Source organism: Herbaspirillum sp. Her2, assembly GCF_057961375.1.
Window position 1 is genome coordinate 1,762,873 of sequence record NZ_CM176331.1, and the last position, 13,672, is coordinate 1,776,544.

The 13,672-nt window shown below is 57.1% G+C and carries 12 protein-coding genes; 7 read left to right on the forward strand and 5 right to left on the reverse strand.

Going from position 1 to position 13,672, the window contains the following annotated elements; all coding sequences use genetic code 11:
- Positions 1-61 precede the first annotated feature (61 nt).
- The 4 genes from ACWHXP_RS08020 to ACWHXP_RS08035 are packed head-to-tail and all read left to right on the forward strand — an operon-like array spanning position 62 to position 4,732.
- Entirely contained in the window at positions 62-1,471 is a 1,410-nt protein-coding gene (locus ACWHXP_RS08020; protein WP_489634063.1) for a c-type cytochrome, read from the forward strand.
- 3 nt (positions 1,472-1,474) lie between these two features.
- Positions 1,475-2,695: a hypothetical protein gene (locus tag ACWHXP_RS08025; RefSeq protein WP_489634062.1), complete on the forward strand. Its 1,221-nt coding sequence runs from the start codon at positions 1,475-1,477 to the stop codon at positions 2,693-2,695.
- A gap of 9 nt (positions 2,696-2,704) precedes the next feature.
- The gene (locus tag ACWHXP_RS08030; RefSeq protein WP_489622875.1) at positions 2,705-3,379 is read left to right on the forward strand and encodes a c-type cytochrome; all 675 of its coding nucleotides are present in this window, start codon (positions 2,705-2,707) and stop codon (positions 3,377-3,379) included.
- Between the two features lie 39 nt (positions 3,380-3,418).
- Complete coding sequence (locus ACWHXP_RS08035) at positions 3,419-4,732, forward strand: tyrosine-type recombinase/integrase (RefSeq protein WP_489634061.1); 1,314 nt, start codon at positions 3,419-3,421, stop codon at positions 4,730-4,732.
- A gap of 112 nt (positions 4,733-4,844) precedes the next feature.
- Here the strand turns inward: ACWHXP_RS08035 and cydX are convergent, their stop codons facing one another.
- The 5 genes from cydX to ACWHXP_RS08060 are packed head-to-tail and all read right to left on the reverse strand — an operon-like array spanning position 4,845 to position 8,710.
- A complete protein-coding gene (gene cydX / locus ACWHXP_RS08040; RefSeq protein ID WP_489622873.1) occupies positions 4,845-5,021 on the reverse strand; it encodes a cytochrome bd-I oxidase subunit CydX in 177 nt (58 codons plus the stop codon).
- Positions 5,022-5,055: 34 nt separating this feature from the next.
- Positions 5,056-6,195 carry a cytochrome d ubiquinol oxidase subunit II gene (cydB, locus tag ACWHXP_RS08045; RefSeq protein ID WP_489634060.1) on the reverse strand — a complete coding sequence of 380 codons (1,140 nt, stop codon included), beginning with the start codon at positions 6,193-6,195 and terminating at the stop codon, positions 5,056-5,058.
- A gap of 30 nt (positions 6,196-6,225) precedes the next feature.
- Complete coding sequence (locus ACWHXP_RS08050; RefSeq protein ID WP_489622871.1) at positions 6,226-7,851, reverse strand: cytochrome ubiquinol oxidase subunit I; 1,626 nt, start codon at positions 7,849-7,851, stop codon at positions 6,226-6,228.
- A gap of 15 nt (positions 7,852-7,866) precedes the next feature.
- Positions 7,867-8,049: a cytochrome oxidase putative small subunit CydP gene (cydP, locus tag ACWHXP_RS08055; RefSeq protein ID WP_489622870.1), complete on the reverse strand. Its 183-nt coding sequence runs from the start codon at positions 8,047-8,049 to the stop codon at positions 7,867-7,869.
- Positions 8,050-8,107: 58 nt separating this feature from the next.
- On the reverse strand, positions 8,108-8,710 hold the full coding sequence (locus ACWHXP_RS08060; RefSeq protein WP_489625558.1) for a GbsR/MarR family transcriptional regulator: 603 nt from the start codon (positions 8,708-8,710) through the stop codon (positions 8,108-8,110).
- Between the two features lie 455 nt (positions 8,711-9,165).
- Here ACWHXP_RS08060 and ACWHXP_RS08065 point away from each other — a divergent pair, with 455 nt between their 5' ends.
- The 3 genes from ACWHXP_RS08065 to ACWHXP_RS08075 all read left to right on the forward strand — a co-directional run bounded on the left by ACWHXP_RS08065 (position 9,166) and on the right by ACWHXP_RS08075 (position 13,667).
- Positions 9,166-11,304, forward strand: coding sequence for a TonB-dependent receptor (locus tag ACWHXP_RS08065; RefSeq protein WP_489634059.1), 2,139 nt, complete (start codon positions 9,166-9,168; stop codon positions 11,302-11,304).
- A gap of 261 nt (positions 11,305-11,565) precedes the next feature.
- Positions 11,566-11,976 (forward strand): SMI1/KNR4 family protein, encoded by a 411-nt coding sequence (locus ACWHXP_RS08070; protein WP_489637768.1) that lies wholly within the window; start codon positions 11,566-11,568, stop codon positions 11,974-11,976.
- Positions 11,977-12,080: 104 nt separating this feature from the next.
- Positions 12,081-13,667: a tannase/feruloyl esterase family alpha/beta hydrolase gene (locus ACWHXP_RS08075; RefSeq protein ID WP_489634057.1), complete on the forward strand. Its 1,587-nt coding sequence runs from the start codon at positions 12,081-12,083 to the stop codon at positions 13,665-13,667.
- Positions 13,668-13,672: the final 5 nt, after the last annotated feature.

Here is a 13,672-nt window from a genome sequence, read left to right on the forward strand (position 1 = left end):
GCAATGCTCTTGCGCCAGGCAACCGCGCACCTGAATAACAATAACTATCGAGGAGTAACGTATGGACATGCTGGGCATGTATCCGACGTTCTACGTCCCGGCCGTGGGAACGGCATGGGTCATGGGCATCATCGGCGTCATTCACGTCGTGGCCTCTCACACGTCGGTGGGAGCCTCTTTCCTTTTCGCTTTGCTGGAGACCAAGAGCTACAAGGAAGACAAGCCTCAACTCATGGAATTCATTCGCAAGTACGGCATGTTCTTGCTGGTGTTTTCCTACATCATCGGATCCATTACCGGTCCCGGTATCTGGTATGCGATCACGGTGGCCAGTCCACGAGGAGTGGGTGGGCTAATTCATAACTTCGTCTGGGTCTGGGCCGCAGAATGGGTCTACTTCACGGTGGAGGTGCTCGGAGTCTATGCGCTGGTCTACCTGATCGGGAAGATTGATGCAAAAACGCACCTCAAGCTCACCTGGTCTTTTGCGCTGGCCTCATGGGCAACCATGTTGCTGATCGTGGGGATCCTCTCCTTCATGATGTGGCCAGGCCATGAGAACTGGTATCAGACCGGCTCCACCAACGATGCCTTCTACAACATGAACTTCTTTGCGCATCTGGGGACACGGACCGGTTCAATGCTGGTGATGGCGGCAGTAGTTGGCTTGCTGGTCGCGAGTCGGGTCGATGATCTGTCCCTGCGCCGCAGCGTGGTCAAAATGCTCGCTCCCGTGGGACTGGCGGGTGGCCTGTTCGCGGTGATGATGTTCTTGTACTACCTGCGCACCTTGCCTGAGAACGCCATCGTGATGCTCAACAGTCATCTGCTGCCCATCTACGCGCAAGGGATGGTTGCTGTCTTTCTGGTAGCGACAGCCTGGTTGATATTTGCTTGGTGGAAGCCCCAGCGGATCTATACCTCGTTGGCGCTGGCGATGTTGGCGTTCATCTCGGTAGTGGGAGTATGGCCGGAGGAACGCATGCGCGAGTCGATGCGCAAGCCATTCGTGGCAGGGCAATACATCTACGGCAATCAGATCATCGCACGTGACGTACCGGGCAAGGGGATTGTCGCCGAGGTCGACTTGATCGCCCAGAAAGGGCTGACTCAGGTGCATCCCTTCATCCCTGATCGCCTCCGCATCATCACCGATGGCAATCGGCTGGAAGCAGGGCGGCTGTTGACAAAAATTGCGTGTGCGAATTGCCATGCCCTGGAGCAGGGGGGCCCATTGCGCAGCCTGCCCGACAAGTTTCATGGCGCCACCGATGAAGATCTCATTGCCTCCTTCCTGGCCGGTCCGTTGCGGCATGGTACGCAGGTCTATATGCCACGCATCGATCTGCCAGATCGGGAGATCCGTGCCATCGCGCACTTCCTGGCTGTTACCAACACGGGAGCGGATGTGAATCAACTTATCGCGCAACAACAATTGGCCGCTGGTGATGCGCGGCTAGCCAAGGAATAAATCATGGATATCGGAATCGTCATGAATAGCATGCGGGATCCGGCCGGAGTCCCTGCGCATCCCGTGTTGTTCCAGGTATTGATGGTATCAACCTGGGTCTTGCATATTGCCTTTGTCCAGCTGACGTTGGGCGCAGCGAGTCTCGCCATCTATGCATTTCATCGGCGTGCTGCCGGTGGATGGTGGGCGCAACTCTCGATGGCGATGACCAAGGTTGCAAAGGTCGGCGTCTCACTGCTCATCGTGCTGGGCGTGGCTCCGCTCTTGTTCACTCAGGTAATCTACGATCCGCAGTGGTATGCCTCCAATGTGCTGTCTGGTCGTTGGGCCATCTCATTCATTCTCACGCTGATCGTCGCCTACTGCGCGTGGTTCTCCTTCTATTACGCAAACCACGCAGGAGCTCGCCGCTACATCGGCATTTATGCATGGATAGCGCTGGCACTCTTTTTCCTCGATGGCCTGATCATGCACGTCTTGTCCTACCAGGCGTTGCTGCCGGATCAATGGATGTCATGGTATGCGCCCAATGGTGTGCCTGATACGCGCGGAGCGACTCTGCATGCGATCCAATGGCCGCGATTCCTGTTCATCATGAGCTTGTCGGTACCGGCTGTTGGTGTCTTTCTGATCGCGTATTGCGGCTATTTCAGCCAACGGTCTGATCGCGATCCGGCCTACCGGGAATTTTGCTGGACGCTGGGACGTCGGCTCGCCCGATTTGGCTTCGCCATCTCCGGTCTGTTGTTACTTTTATGGCAGGGGAGCCATCCCGCCGCAAGCTCGTTAAGCACTCATCCACTTGGCTGGCTACTGTTGTTATCGATCTTGGCCATGGTGCTCTTCTTGTACCGGTTGACACCCTCTCACCACACCTATCTGCCGCTTGGCATGAGTCTGGCGGTATTGGCTCTGCTGGCAATCTGGCGCGAAGTCATCCGCATCGATTATCTGCAGCATTTCGGATATGACATCAGCGACTACAAGGTTCACGCGGATTGGCCATCCACGATTCTGTTCTTCGCTACGTTGCTCGGTGTAGGTGGACTGGTCGGCGGCTTCTATCTCAGCCTGCTCTATCGTGCCGGGCGCGTCTCCGGTGTCTACCAGGCCAATGGAACGATGGCCCGTCTGGGGACAGCGGCGGTCGCGGTCTTGGCGCTCTGGATTGCCGTGTTTTTCAGTTACGGCATCGTGATCTGGCTACGTAACAGTTTTGCTTGAGAGGACATCATGAGAGCACTCATCTTTCGTATCGTCATCATGCTGCTTGCCATCCCGGTGTTGGCTGCAGCACAGGCGCGTCCAACAGCGGCACCCGATATCGGTGCCGGCAAGAAACGCGCCGCCGTCTGCTTTGCATGTCACAACGCGGACGGTATTTCAAGAATTCCTGGCACACCTCATCTGGCCGGGCAGGAGCGCACTTATCTGGAAAACGCTCTGAAAGCTTATCGGGATGGTCAGGGACGGCAAAACCCGACCATGACGGCCATGGCCAAGCCACTTTCCGATAATGACATCAGCAATATCGCTGCCTATTTCAGCCTTCAAGGCCGCATGAAAAATGGCCAGACTGCGGAGTTGGCGTTGCAGACCCTCGAACGGATCCGACCTGTGGCTACCGTGAGCGTCGAGGAAAGCGCAGCGCCGGCGGCAAGCGCTGTGCGCTCGGGAGAGAACGTCTATGGCGCAGTCTGCATGGCTTGCCATGCCAGTGGCGCGGCAGGTGCGCCCAAGCTGGCGGATAAAACGGCTTGGTCTGGACGACTGGCTCAAGGAGCGGCTGCATTGCACCAGCATGCGCTTGAAGGCCTCAACGCCATGCCACCCAAGGGAGGATGTGCGAGTTGTTCCGACGCTGAAATCAAACTGGCGGTCGATTACATGATCGGCAAAGCCAAATGAATTGGCTGACATCTGAATAGCTCTGACGGAGAAGAAAACATGTTCAATGTAATCGCAGTTCAATCTCTGCCCGCTGGCAAGCATCTCACCATCCCCAAGCATCGTGGCTTGCGCTTGCGTGCCAACGAAAGCATGTACAACTGGATTTATCGCTACAAGAATCCGGATGATGGCAGGATTCGCCAGGTCAAACTGGGCGAATGGCCCAACATGTCATTGAGCTCGGCCGTTCGCCAATGGCGGCAACTCAAGAGTTTGCGTGATCAGGGGATCGATCCCTCAACGGTGCATCGGCAATCGGAACGCCCACAACGTGATTCCATATCAATGTCGCCCGAGTCCGCTGCGCAACTGACGGTGCAGCAAATCGGCTTTCATTATTACGAGGGACACGTCAAGCATCATTGGGGCGAAAGAGGGGCCAAGGAAGTATGGCGTATTTTCGCGCGTACGCTGGGTGAATTCGGTAACCTGCCTGCACAGGCTGTCGATGCAGACATGGCCGCTGACTTTCTTCGTGGCTTTCTGGACCGACCCACGCAAGGCACTATCACGCGACGCGAACTGGGTGCTGCCTGGGACTACGCCATTGCGCATGGATTGCTTCCTGCCAAATGCGTCAATGTGTGGCGTAGCGTCATGCGTGGTGAGTTCAAGAGCAAAGGCGTTCGTATCAAGGGCGTGCATCGCGGCCCCGTAAAGCGTCTGCTGTCGGTCAATGAGCTCGCGGTTCTATTGCCGTGGCTCCATCATTTCACCAGCGCCAACGAAGATATCCTGACGCTGTTTGCCTGGACATGCGCTCCCGGAAAGGAAATTTGCGCCATGCACGCCCGCGAGATCAGCCAGGAGCAAGATGGCTGGTGGTGGACGATCCCGGAGGAAAAGCTGCGTCCCCAACGACGCGGTGCCGCGAGCGATTTTCGTGTTCCCCTGGTGGGCCGGGCGCTGGAAATCGTACAGCGTCGCCTTCTGGCCAGCGGGACAGGCTATCTTTTCGAAGGACGCAAGGGCGGACGCTTTGATCCCAAGAATGTCGGCGTGGCCGTCTGGAATGCACGGGAGGACTGCGACTCCCGCCCTGAATATCAGCGGCCACGCCTGCCCATTTCGGACTGGACTCCCAATGACCTTCGACGTGCCGCTGTAGCTTTGCTCAAGACGATGGAATGTCCGCCGGACATCCTTGCCGCAGTGCAGGGGCAGCTCGGCAATCGTCTGCGCCTGTCTACTGACGGGCAAGCTCACGCTGCTCTGAAACGGCTCTGGATGACACGGCTGGCACAAGTCCTGGAACAACTCATGCAGGGCAGGATCCCGGCGCAGTGGGAGACTGAAAAGCTGGCTGCCTGAAAGAGAAGAGGCCATCTCCACAATATTGCGGAGATGGCCCCGTCAGGAAGACGACCGGAGCGCCTTGCGCCAGGCAGGGCGACACGTCACCTAAACTGCGATGTTGACGTGATCAGTTACCACGCCTTTGCCGTCGTTGCTGGTCGGCAGCCCGGGCATCAGCGAAGCGGGCATGCGTTTCTTCGGCCTTGCGACGGCCGAAGGCGTAATTGGCTTCCAGCCACATGACGTTGATGATGCCAAAGGCCAATGCCAGCCCGATGCCAAGAATCCAGGCGAAATACCACATGATGCTCTCCTTGTTCAAATGAAGGCGCGAAAAATCAATACGCCGTGTGTTCGTTTTGTTTGATATCGCGGATGGTGACCTTCCCCCTCACCACGCGGTATACCCAGCCGGTATAGATGATGATCAGCGGCAAGAAGATCAGTACCATCCAGAACATCAGCCCCAGGGTCTTATGGCTTGAGACGGCATCCCAGACCGTCAGACTGCTTCTGGCATCCAGTGACGATGGCAAGATGAAGGGGAACAGCGAGCTGCCTGCAGTAAGGATGATGCCGGTGACCGACAAGCCACTGGCGATGAATGCCAGGCGCGCGCTGCGCACCAGCGCCAGCAAGGCCGCCAGCACCGCACCGGCCACGCCCAGTACCGGGAACAGCTTGGTCACGGGCCACTTGACGTAGTTGTCGAACCAGGCTGCGGCGACCACTTCCACCGTCTTGGCCAAGGGCGTAAAGGCGCTATTGGCGTCAGGCATGGCGGTGATGCGATATCCCGGCAGCTGTGCTACCCAGAAGCCACCAGCCACGAACAGCAGCGCTGTCACCAGTGCCGCACCGATGATGGTCTTGCGCGAACGTTCTGCCACGGCGGCCTCGGTCTTGACGAAGGCAAATGCGGCCCCGTGCATCAACAACATGGCCACCGACAAGAGGCCAGTCAGCAGACCGAAGGGGTTCAACAGTGCAAAGAAGCTGCCGGTGTATTCCACGCGCATGGTGTCGTCATAGTGGAAGGGCACGCCCAGGAGCAGATTGCCGAAGGCCACGCCGCAGATCAGGGGCGGAACGAAACCGCCGATGAACAGGCCCCAGTCCCATGCATTGCGCCAGCGCGGATCGGCCACCTTGCTGCGGTAGTCGAATCCCACTGGACGAAAGAATAGCGAGAACAGCAAGATCATCAGGGCGATATAGAAGCCAGAGAACGCCGTGGCATACACCAGCGGCCAGGCCGCGAAGGTAGCACCGCCGGCGGTGATGAACCAGGTCTGGTTGCCTTCCCAGGTCGGGCCGATCGAGTTGATCAGTACCCGTCTCTCCTCGTCGGTCTTGCCAGCAAAGGGCAACATCATGCCCACGCCGAAGTCGAAGCCGTCAGTAAGGGCGAAGCCGATGATGAGCACGCCGACGAAGGCCCACCAGATCAGCTTGAGTGTTTCGTAGTCGAAGATCATTTCAAATTTCCTTATTCCGTCACGGTGGTCTCAGGAGGCTGTGTCTGTGGGAATCTTGCCAAGCTCGTGCTGCTGCAAGCGGTCCGTCTGCAGACCTTGCTGATCACCGCTCTCCCAGTGGTAGCGTCCTGTGTGCAAGCTGCTCGGTCCCAGGCGCGCATACTTGACCATCAGGATCATCTCCACCACCAGCAGGAAGGTGTAGAACAGGATGAAGCCGGCCAGGCTGAAGTAGAGGCTGCCCGGTTGCAGGGAGGAAGCCGACAGATGCGTCGGCAGGATGCCTGCGATGGTCCATGGCTGACGGCCATATTCGGCCACGATCCAACCCAGCTCGGCGGCGATCCACGGCAGCGGAATCGAGATCACGGCCAGGCGCAGCAGCCAGCGCTGCGGGGCCAACTGCTTCTTGGCCAGGAACCAGAACGAGGCCGCGAAGATGAACAGGAACAGGAAGCCGAGGCCCACCATGCCACGGAAGGACCAGAACAGCGGTGCCACCTTCGGGATAGTGTCATCGACGGCCAGTCTTATCTGCTCTGGAGTGGCATCGACGACGTTGTTGGTGTACTTCTTGAGCAGCAGGCCATAGCCCAGGTCCTTCTTGAGTTTGTCGAACTCGGCACGCGCCTCGGGCGACTTGTCACCGGACTTCAATCGCGTCAGTGCGGCATAGGCCAGCATGCCGTTGCGGATGCGGACTTCGTGCTCCTTCTTCAGATCCTTGATGCCGATGACCTGGTGTTCAAGCGAGCGCGTGCCGATGATACCCAGCAGATAGGGAATCTTGACGGCGTAATCAGTGCGTTCTGCCTTATCGTCAGGCAGACCGAACAGCGTCAGACCCGCAGGCGCAGGATGTGTCTCCCATTCCGCCTCGATGGCGGCCAGCTTGACCTTGTTGACCTCGCCGGCGGTGTAGCCCGATTCGTCACCGAGGACGATTACCGACAGCGTCGAAGCCAGCCCGAAGCCGGCGGCTACGGCAAACGAGCGCAGCGCGAAGGCAGTATCGCGCGCCTTGAGCAGGTACCAGGCCGATACGCCCAGCACGAACATGGAGGCCGTGACGTAACCAGCAGCGACGGTATGCACGAATTTCACCTGGGCCACGGGGTTGAAGATGACGTCGGTCATGCTCACCAGCTCCATGCGCATGGTCTCGAAGTTGAATTCTGCACCCACCGGGTTATTCATCCAGCCATTGGCAATCAGAATCCACAGTGCTGAAAGACTGGAGCCCAAGGCGACCAGGAAAGTCACCATCAGGTGCTGCTTGCGACTGAGTTTGTCCCAGCCGAAGAAGAACAGGCCGACAAAGGTGGACTCAAGGAAAAAGGCAGCAAGACCTTCTATGGCCAGCGGTGTGCCGAAGATATCGCCTACGTAGTGGGAGTAATAGGACCAGTTGGTGCCGAACTGGAATTCGAGGGTGATGCCGGTAGCCACCCCCATGGCGAAATTGATGCCGAACAGCTTGCCCCAGAAGCGGGTCATGTCCTTGTAGATCTGACTCCCTGTCATCACATAGACAGACTCCATGATGACCAGGATCCAGGACAGTCCCAAGGTAAGCGGTACAAAAAGAAAGTGATAGAGCGCCGTGACGGCAAACTGCAGCCGCGACAGCGACACGACTTCATCGATGGGAACCATGTTGTTCTACTCCAATCATTGTTTGGTTTCAGGTGTTACGGAATCTGGACTGCGTAACGCTCCTGGCACGGGCAGGATGCGTTCTTCGACGCGCTTCAAGGGCATCGTCATCTGCTTGGCTTCCGGATGCGCGAAGAAGGTTCGGGACAGAAACGTGATCAGGGCGATCTTGACGAGCAGCAGGAGCGTGATCTCCACGCCCAACGTCAAACGAGGAAGGCGGAGCAAGCGCCGGTATGGAGCCGAATGCTGCATCTCAGGCCTCATCCTGCCTGCGCGGCAGGGAGGTCTCGGTCTGCCCGCTTCGGCGACCAAAGCGCAGCTTGTCGCCTGCCTTGATCAGTTTCTGTACCTTTGCGCCCATCCGCATGAGTGAGACCAGCGTCTCAGGCGACAGGCGCTGAACCTCGTCGAACCAGGAGCTGGAGAGCTCGATGAGCTCATACATCTGCCGCATGCGTTCTTGGGTCTGATGATCTTCAGGGGTTGCCGCCGGTTCCAGCAGTGCATCGCGCAGCATGGACAGCGTAGGTTCGACTTCGCGTCGGCGTCGTTCTTCCAGCAGTACCTTGAAGATGTCCCAGATATCGCCAGGCGGCTCAAAATACTCTCGTCTGTCATTGGGGCGATGCAGTAGTCTCACCAACCGCCATGACTGGAGCTCCTTGAGCCCCATGCTGACGTTCGAACGGGAGAAATGCAGGCTTTCTGCGATCTCATCGGCATTGAGCGCATGTCCGCTGATGTAGAGCAGTGCGTAGATTTGTCCGACGGTACGATTGATGCCCCAGCGACTACCCATTTCGCCGAAGTGGAGGATGAAACGCTGCTTGAGTGGGGGCAATGTCCGGTCTCGCATGATTGTCCGAAATTTCAGGAAAGTCTGAAATCTAAAGGGGCGCGACCGGGATTCATCAATTAGTGTGGTGATATCTGTTATCAGGTTGATTGATAACAGCAGCTGGACGATGAACTTGCAATTTCCCTCTTCTACTGATGAATGAGATGCCGTCGCCATGTGCGTATGACAGTGCTGCTTTGTCACACTCAATCGCATTCATTGCCGGGCAAACCATGCTGCGACAATATGTCGCGCAGCTTATTTTCTTGCTGGCGCATGCCAACAGTGTTCTTTTGAGTAGTGCAAGATCTGATCGCAGGGAATTCATCCGTCATGTTTTCGTTGCCAGGCTGAAGAGAAGATTCAACTGAATCTCCCGCTGGGCGCTGGACTTCGAGATGCGACAATTTGTCACTATCGACTCAACGGACGATCCCGTAGAGTTCCTCCCAAATTAAACTGGGGGAATAAGAATGAAGAAAATCGGGCAAGTCATTTCTGCGCTCTACCATCCATCTGCCGCCACCTCGCTCAGAGTGCTGCCGTTGATCCTTGGGTCGGGATCCCTGATGATGGTTTTGTCCCCTGCGCAGGCAGCCGATTCCCCCGAACAATCGACGGCAGGCGCGCTACCACGCGTGGAGATCAGCGAGAAAAAGCCGGACGAAACAAGGCGTGGACTTGCTCTGGGTGTCAACGCTGACGTACTGGATACCCCAGCCTCGGTGACCTCGGTGGATATCAAGGTACTTCAGGATCAAGGCGGCCAGACTCTTCAGGATATTCTGCGCAATGTGCCGGGTGCGACGGCTGACCTCGGCTTTACCGGTAGTCATTCACAGGTATTTGTCCTGCGAGGCTTTCTCGCCGATAGCGGGACCGGGGCCAGCCGTGTATTACGGGATGGTGCCCGTCTTTCGAACTATGCTTTTGTTCCCGCTTTCGTGGAAAGCGTTGACGTATTGCGTGGCCCAGGTGCTGCGGTCGGCACCCGTAGTGAGCCCGGTGGAACAGTGCAGATCATCACCAAACAGCCGCAATTGCGAAATTTCGGCAGCGTCAGCGCTGGCGTCGGTGAGTATGGCGCGCGCGAGACGACGATTGACATCAACCGTGTCCTGTCCCAGGAAAACGAGCTGGCAGCTCGCCTGATCGCTACGCATTCCGAGTATTCGGAGTGGCGCGGAGTCCCGGACAGGCTTGACGGCGTCAAATTGGGAATCTCCAAAAGCGATGGCGATAAATACCACCTGCGTGTCGGGGTGGAGAGCACAGATCAGCGTTACCGACCGGATTACGGGGTACCTGGCGTTAACGGGCGTCCTGCCAACATTCCGGTCAACCGTCAGCTCAATGAGCCCTGGACCGATTCAACTACCCGTAACGACATCTTCGATGTACACGCTGACGTAGCTGTTGGAGGGCAGTCTCGCTGGGCGTTTGACTGGACGCATCTGGAGGCCAATTCGACCTACGTGAGTCAGTCACTGTCAGCTGCAGTGGGGACCACCGGAAATTATTCCCGCTTTACATCGTTGCAACCCGATACCAACCGCCGCATCGACTCCGTTTCCACCTCGCTGACCAGTGAGCAGAAGCTGGCTGAGACAACCCACAAGCTTTATGCAGGTCTGGAGTACTATCGGGAGAATCTGTCCCAGCCTGGTGGCGGCGTAACGGCGCCGAGTATCAACATTTACAATCCGCTCTATGGTCTCGTGAAGGCACCGGCATCCTACTCAACCACGCTGACGCGCGAAAGTCTTGAGAGCTTCAATCTTTCCGTGCAGGATGCGATCGACTGGCAGGACTGGACCCTGGTTGCCGGCGTGCAGTTCATGAAACAGCGATTCTTCTACGGAACCTCCGGTGCGGGTGTCGATGAGAACAAGGTTTCGCCCAAAGTGGCGCTGCTACGCCATCTGACGCCAGAACAAACTGTCTATGCCAGCTACAGCACCGGGACCGCACCTAACCAGGCCGCATCCTCGACAGGACAGTCGTTGCCGTCGAGAACCTCTCGCCAGTACGAGGCAGGTTGGAAGTCAAGCTGGCTGAACCGCCGGCTCAATAGTGACGTGGCCTTGTTCTGGCTGAAGCAGAACAATATGCTGGCCGATGATCCCAGTACCGCGTACATCTACGACAAGACGCTGGCAGGTACGGGACGGTCCAAAGGCTTGGAAGCATCTCTGTCGGGGCAGGTGACCGAGAAGGTTTCAGTCGTGGCCGCCTACGCCTATACCAACGCACGATTTGGCTCGGGCTCTGAATTCAATGGAAAGAAAATTCCCAACGTTGCTGACCATACCCTGAGCGTATTCGGGCATTACGACTGGGACGATCAATGGCGCAGTGGCGTCGGCCTTTATGCCCAGGGACGACGCTTCGCGGACGAGACCAACACCACCATCATGCCCGGCTACGGACGGATTGACCTGACCCAGCGCTACCTCCTCAAACTGGGTGAGGATCGTACAGTCGAGTTACAACTGGCCGTTCGTAACCTGATGAACAAGGAATACTACGTGGCCAGTCATCTGCACGTAAGTCGCTATATCCTGCCCGGCGAGACCCGTGGGGTTTATCTCAATGCAAGCTATCGTTTCTGACCGCATGAACTGGTCATGTTGGCTGGTCCCGCTCCCGAGGTCCCATCATTCATTGACAGGGGCGGACATAGCGACAATATGTCGCACATGAAATCCGGTACAAGGAGTTCGATTGGTCGCACAATCATCAATACCTGCAAGGCAGGCAGATGGTATCCGAATGAATCAATTCGCGACCAGTCGGCAGCTGAAGATTGGTTTGCATTCTGAGTCGGGCTTCGGGCTCGCTGTTTTCTTATGTTCTTGACGTCGGATCTGGAAGTGCTGGAGAGCGGCCAGCCTTGTACTGAGCGGGAAATCCTCGATGCGGAATGCATGCTTGGTTTTTCACTGCCGACCGAGTTGCGCAATGCCTATCTCAACGCCAACGGCTTTACCGGGCCGTCCGAAGCCCGGTTTCTTTACCCGCTGGCGCGAAGAGAGGCGTTCTCCTTGGTGACCATGCTAAGGCTAACGCAAGTTCTGCGCGGCTTGCCGACCGCGGCATCATTGTGGAACGCAGCGGTGGCCTTCGGGGACTATGGTATCGGGTCTACCTGGGGCATGACCGCGGAGGGACGTGTGTTCGAATGGTGGCCAGAAGACGGTGGCGAGCCGTTCTTTCTGGACGTGTCGCTCCAGCAGTTATGGTCAGAGCGCAGCAAACTTTTTGAATCTCTTTCAGCTTCTTGAGCATTTGTGGACGTGCCGAAGCACCACAATGTCTGGTCTGCCGTTTGCGTCCCCGTGGCCTGCATGTCTGCTACCTCAGCAAAGCGAAAAAACTCTGTCGACCAATGAAAAGCGCTGAATCAACAAGCACTTGGGTGGCAACGCTGGCAGGAGCAGCGCTGGCGTTTTGGCTGCCTGGCGTGCTCCATGCTGCGCAACCGCCAACTGATGCGGATCCGGGAGTCACCAGCCGAGCAACGCACGCTCAAGCAGATTGCGCAGCTTTATCTGGTCAGCTTGTCGGGAGCATCGTTCTGACCGCAACAACGATTCTGGCGAAATCTGACATGCCAGCTTACTGCAAGGTCACTGGCACGATCGCGCCTTCATTGAACTTTGAGATTCGTTTTCCCAAGACCTGGAACGGAAAACTCTACTATGGCGGCGGTGGTTACAACGGTTTCATTCCTCCTCCCGTAGCAGCACCTCTACGACAGGGCTATGTGGAAGTTGCCAGTGATTCCGGTCATCAGGGCGACGGGATGTCTGCAGCGTTTGTTCTCAACGACGAACTTGCAGCCAGGCTGTTCGGTAGCGAAGCGATTCCGGAAGTCATGTCCATCGCATTGAAGGTAGTCGCCAAGGCCTATGGCGTACCTCCGGTCAGGTCGTACTTTGAAGGCTGTTCCACCGGCGGCAGGGAGGGGTTGATGGCCGTTCAGCGCAACCCGGCGCTATTTGATGGCGTCATTGCTCGTGCGCCAGCCTTCAACTGGGCAGGCTTCAACGGCGCATTTCACCGCATCGCCGAGGCACTCTCAGTTCCCGGCGCCGAATTCAATGCGGCGAAGATATCACTACTGGCCAGACACGTGAGGCAAGCTTGCGACCATCTCGACGGAGTCATTGATGGCATCGTCGCCAATCCGGCAGCGTGTACCACACGCCGTGTCAACCTCCCCGCACTTCGTTGCTCAAGCGGAAAGGATAACGGTGAACATTGTTTATCGGACGCTCAGCTGGCCGTGGTCAACCAGTGGATCACCGATGTCAAATTCCAGGGTAGCAAACCCTACGTTGCCAAGGGCTATCACTTGACCGGCAACGAAGATGATCCGATGAATTTTGGCGTCTGGGTATCCGGAAACGGTGATCTGAAGGCGGCTGGCCAGTACGTGATGCAGGATACCGCTGTGAAATACTATCTCGCGAAGGACGAATCCGCCGACTCGTTAGCGTACGGACCTTGGGATAAAAAACCGGCGGCCCTCGATGCGATGGCCAAGTTGAATGATGCGACTGATCCCGATATCCGGCCTTTTATCGGACACGGAGGCAAGCTGATTGTCTGGCAAGGAGGGGCAGATCCAGCGCTGAGCGTGAACTCCACCATCGAATACATGAAGCAGATGCGGCAAGCGGTGGGCGCAAAGAACGCCGATCATTCAACCCGACTCTACATTGCCCCAGGCGTCAACCATTGCGAGGGTGGCGTTGGTCCGGATCATACCGATTTGCTGTCTGCACTGGACCACTGGATTTCAAGAGGGGCCGAACCCGGCACCTTGATGGCGCAAAAACTTGATGGAAGCGGGAAGGTACTTCGATCCCTCCCGCTTTGCCAGTACCCGCAGTATCCCCGCTACACCGGCCGAAAGCACGATGCAGCGGCAATCAAGTCTTCTTCGAATTACGTCTGCGCAAATCCGTGATGTTC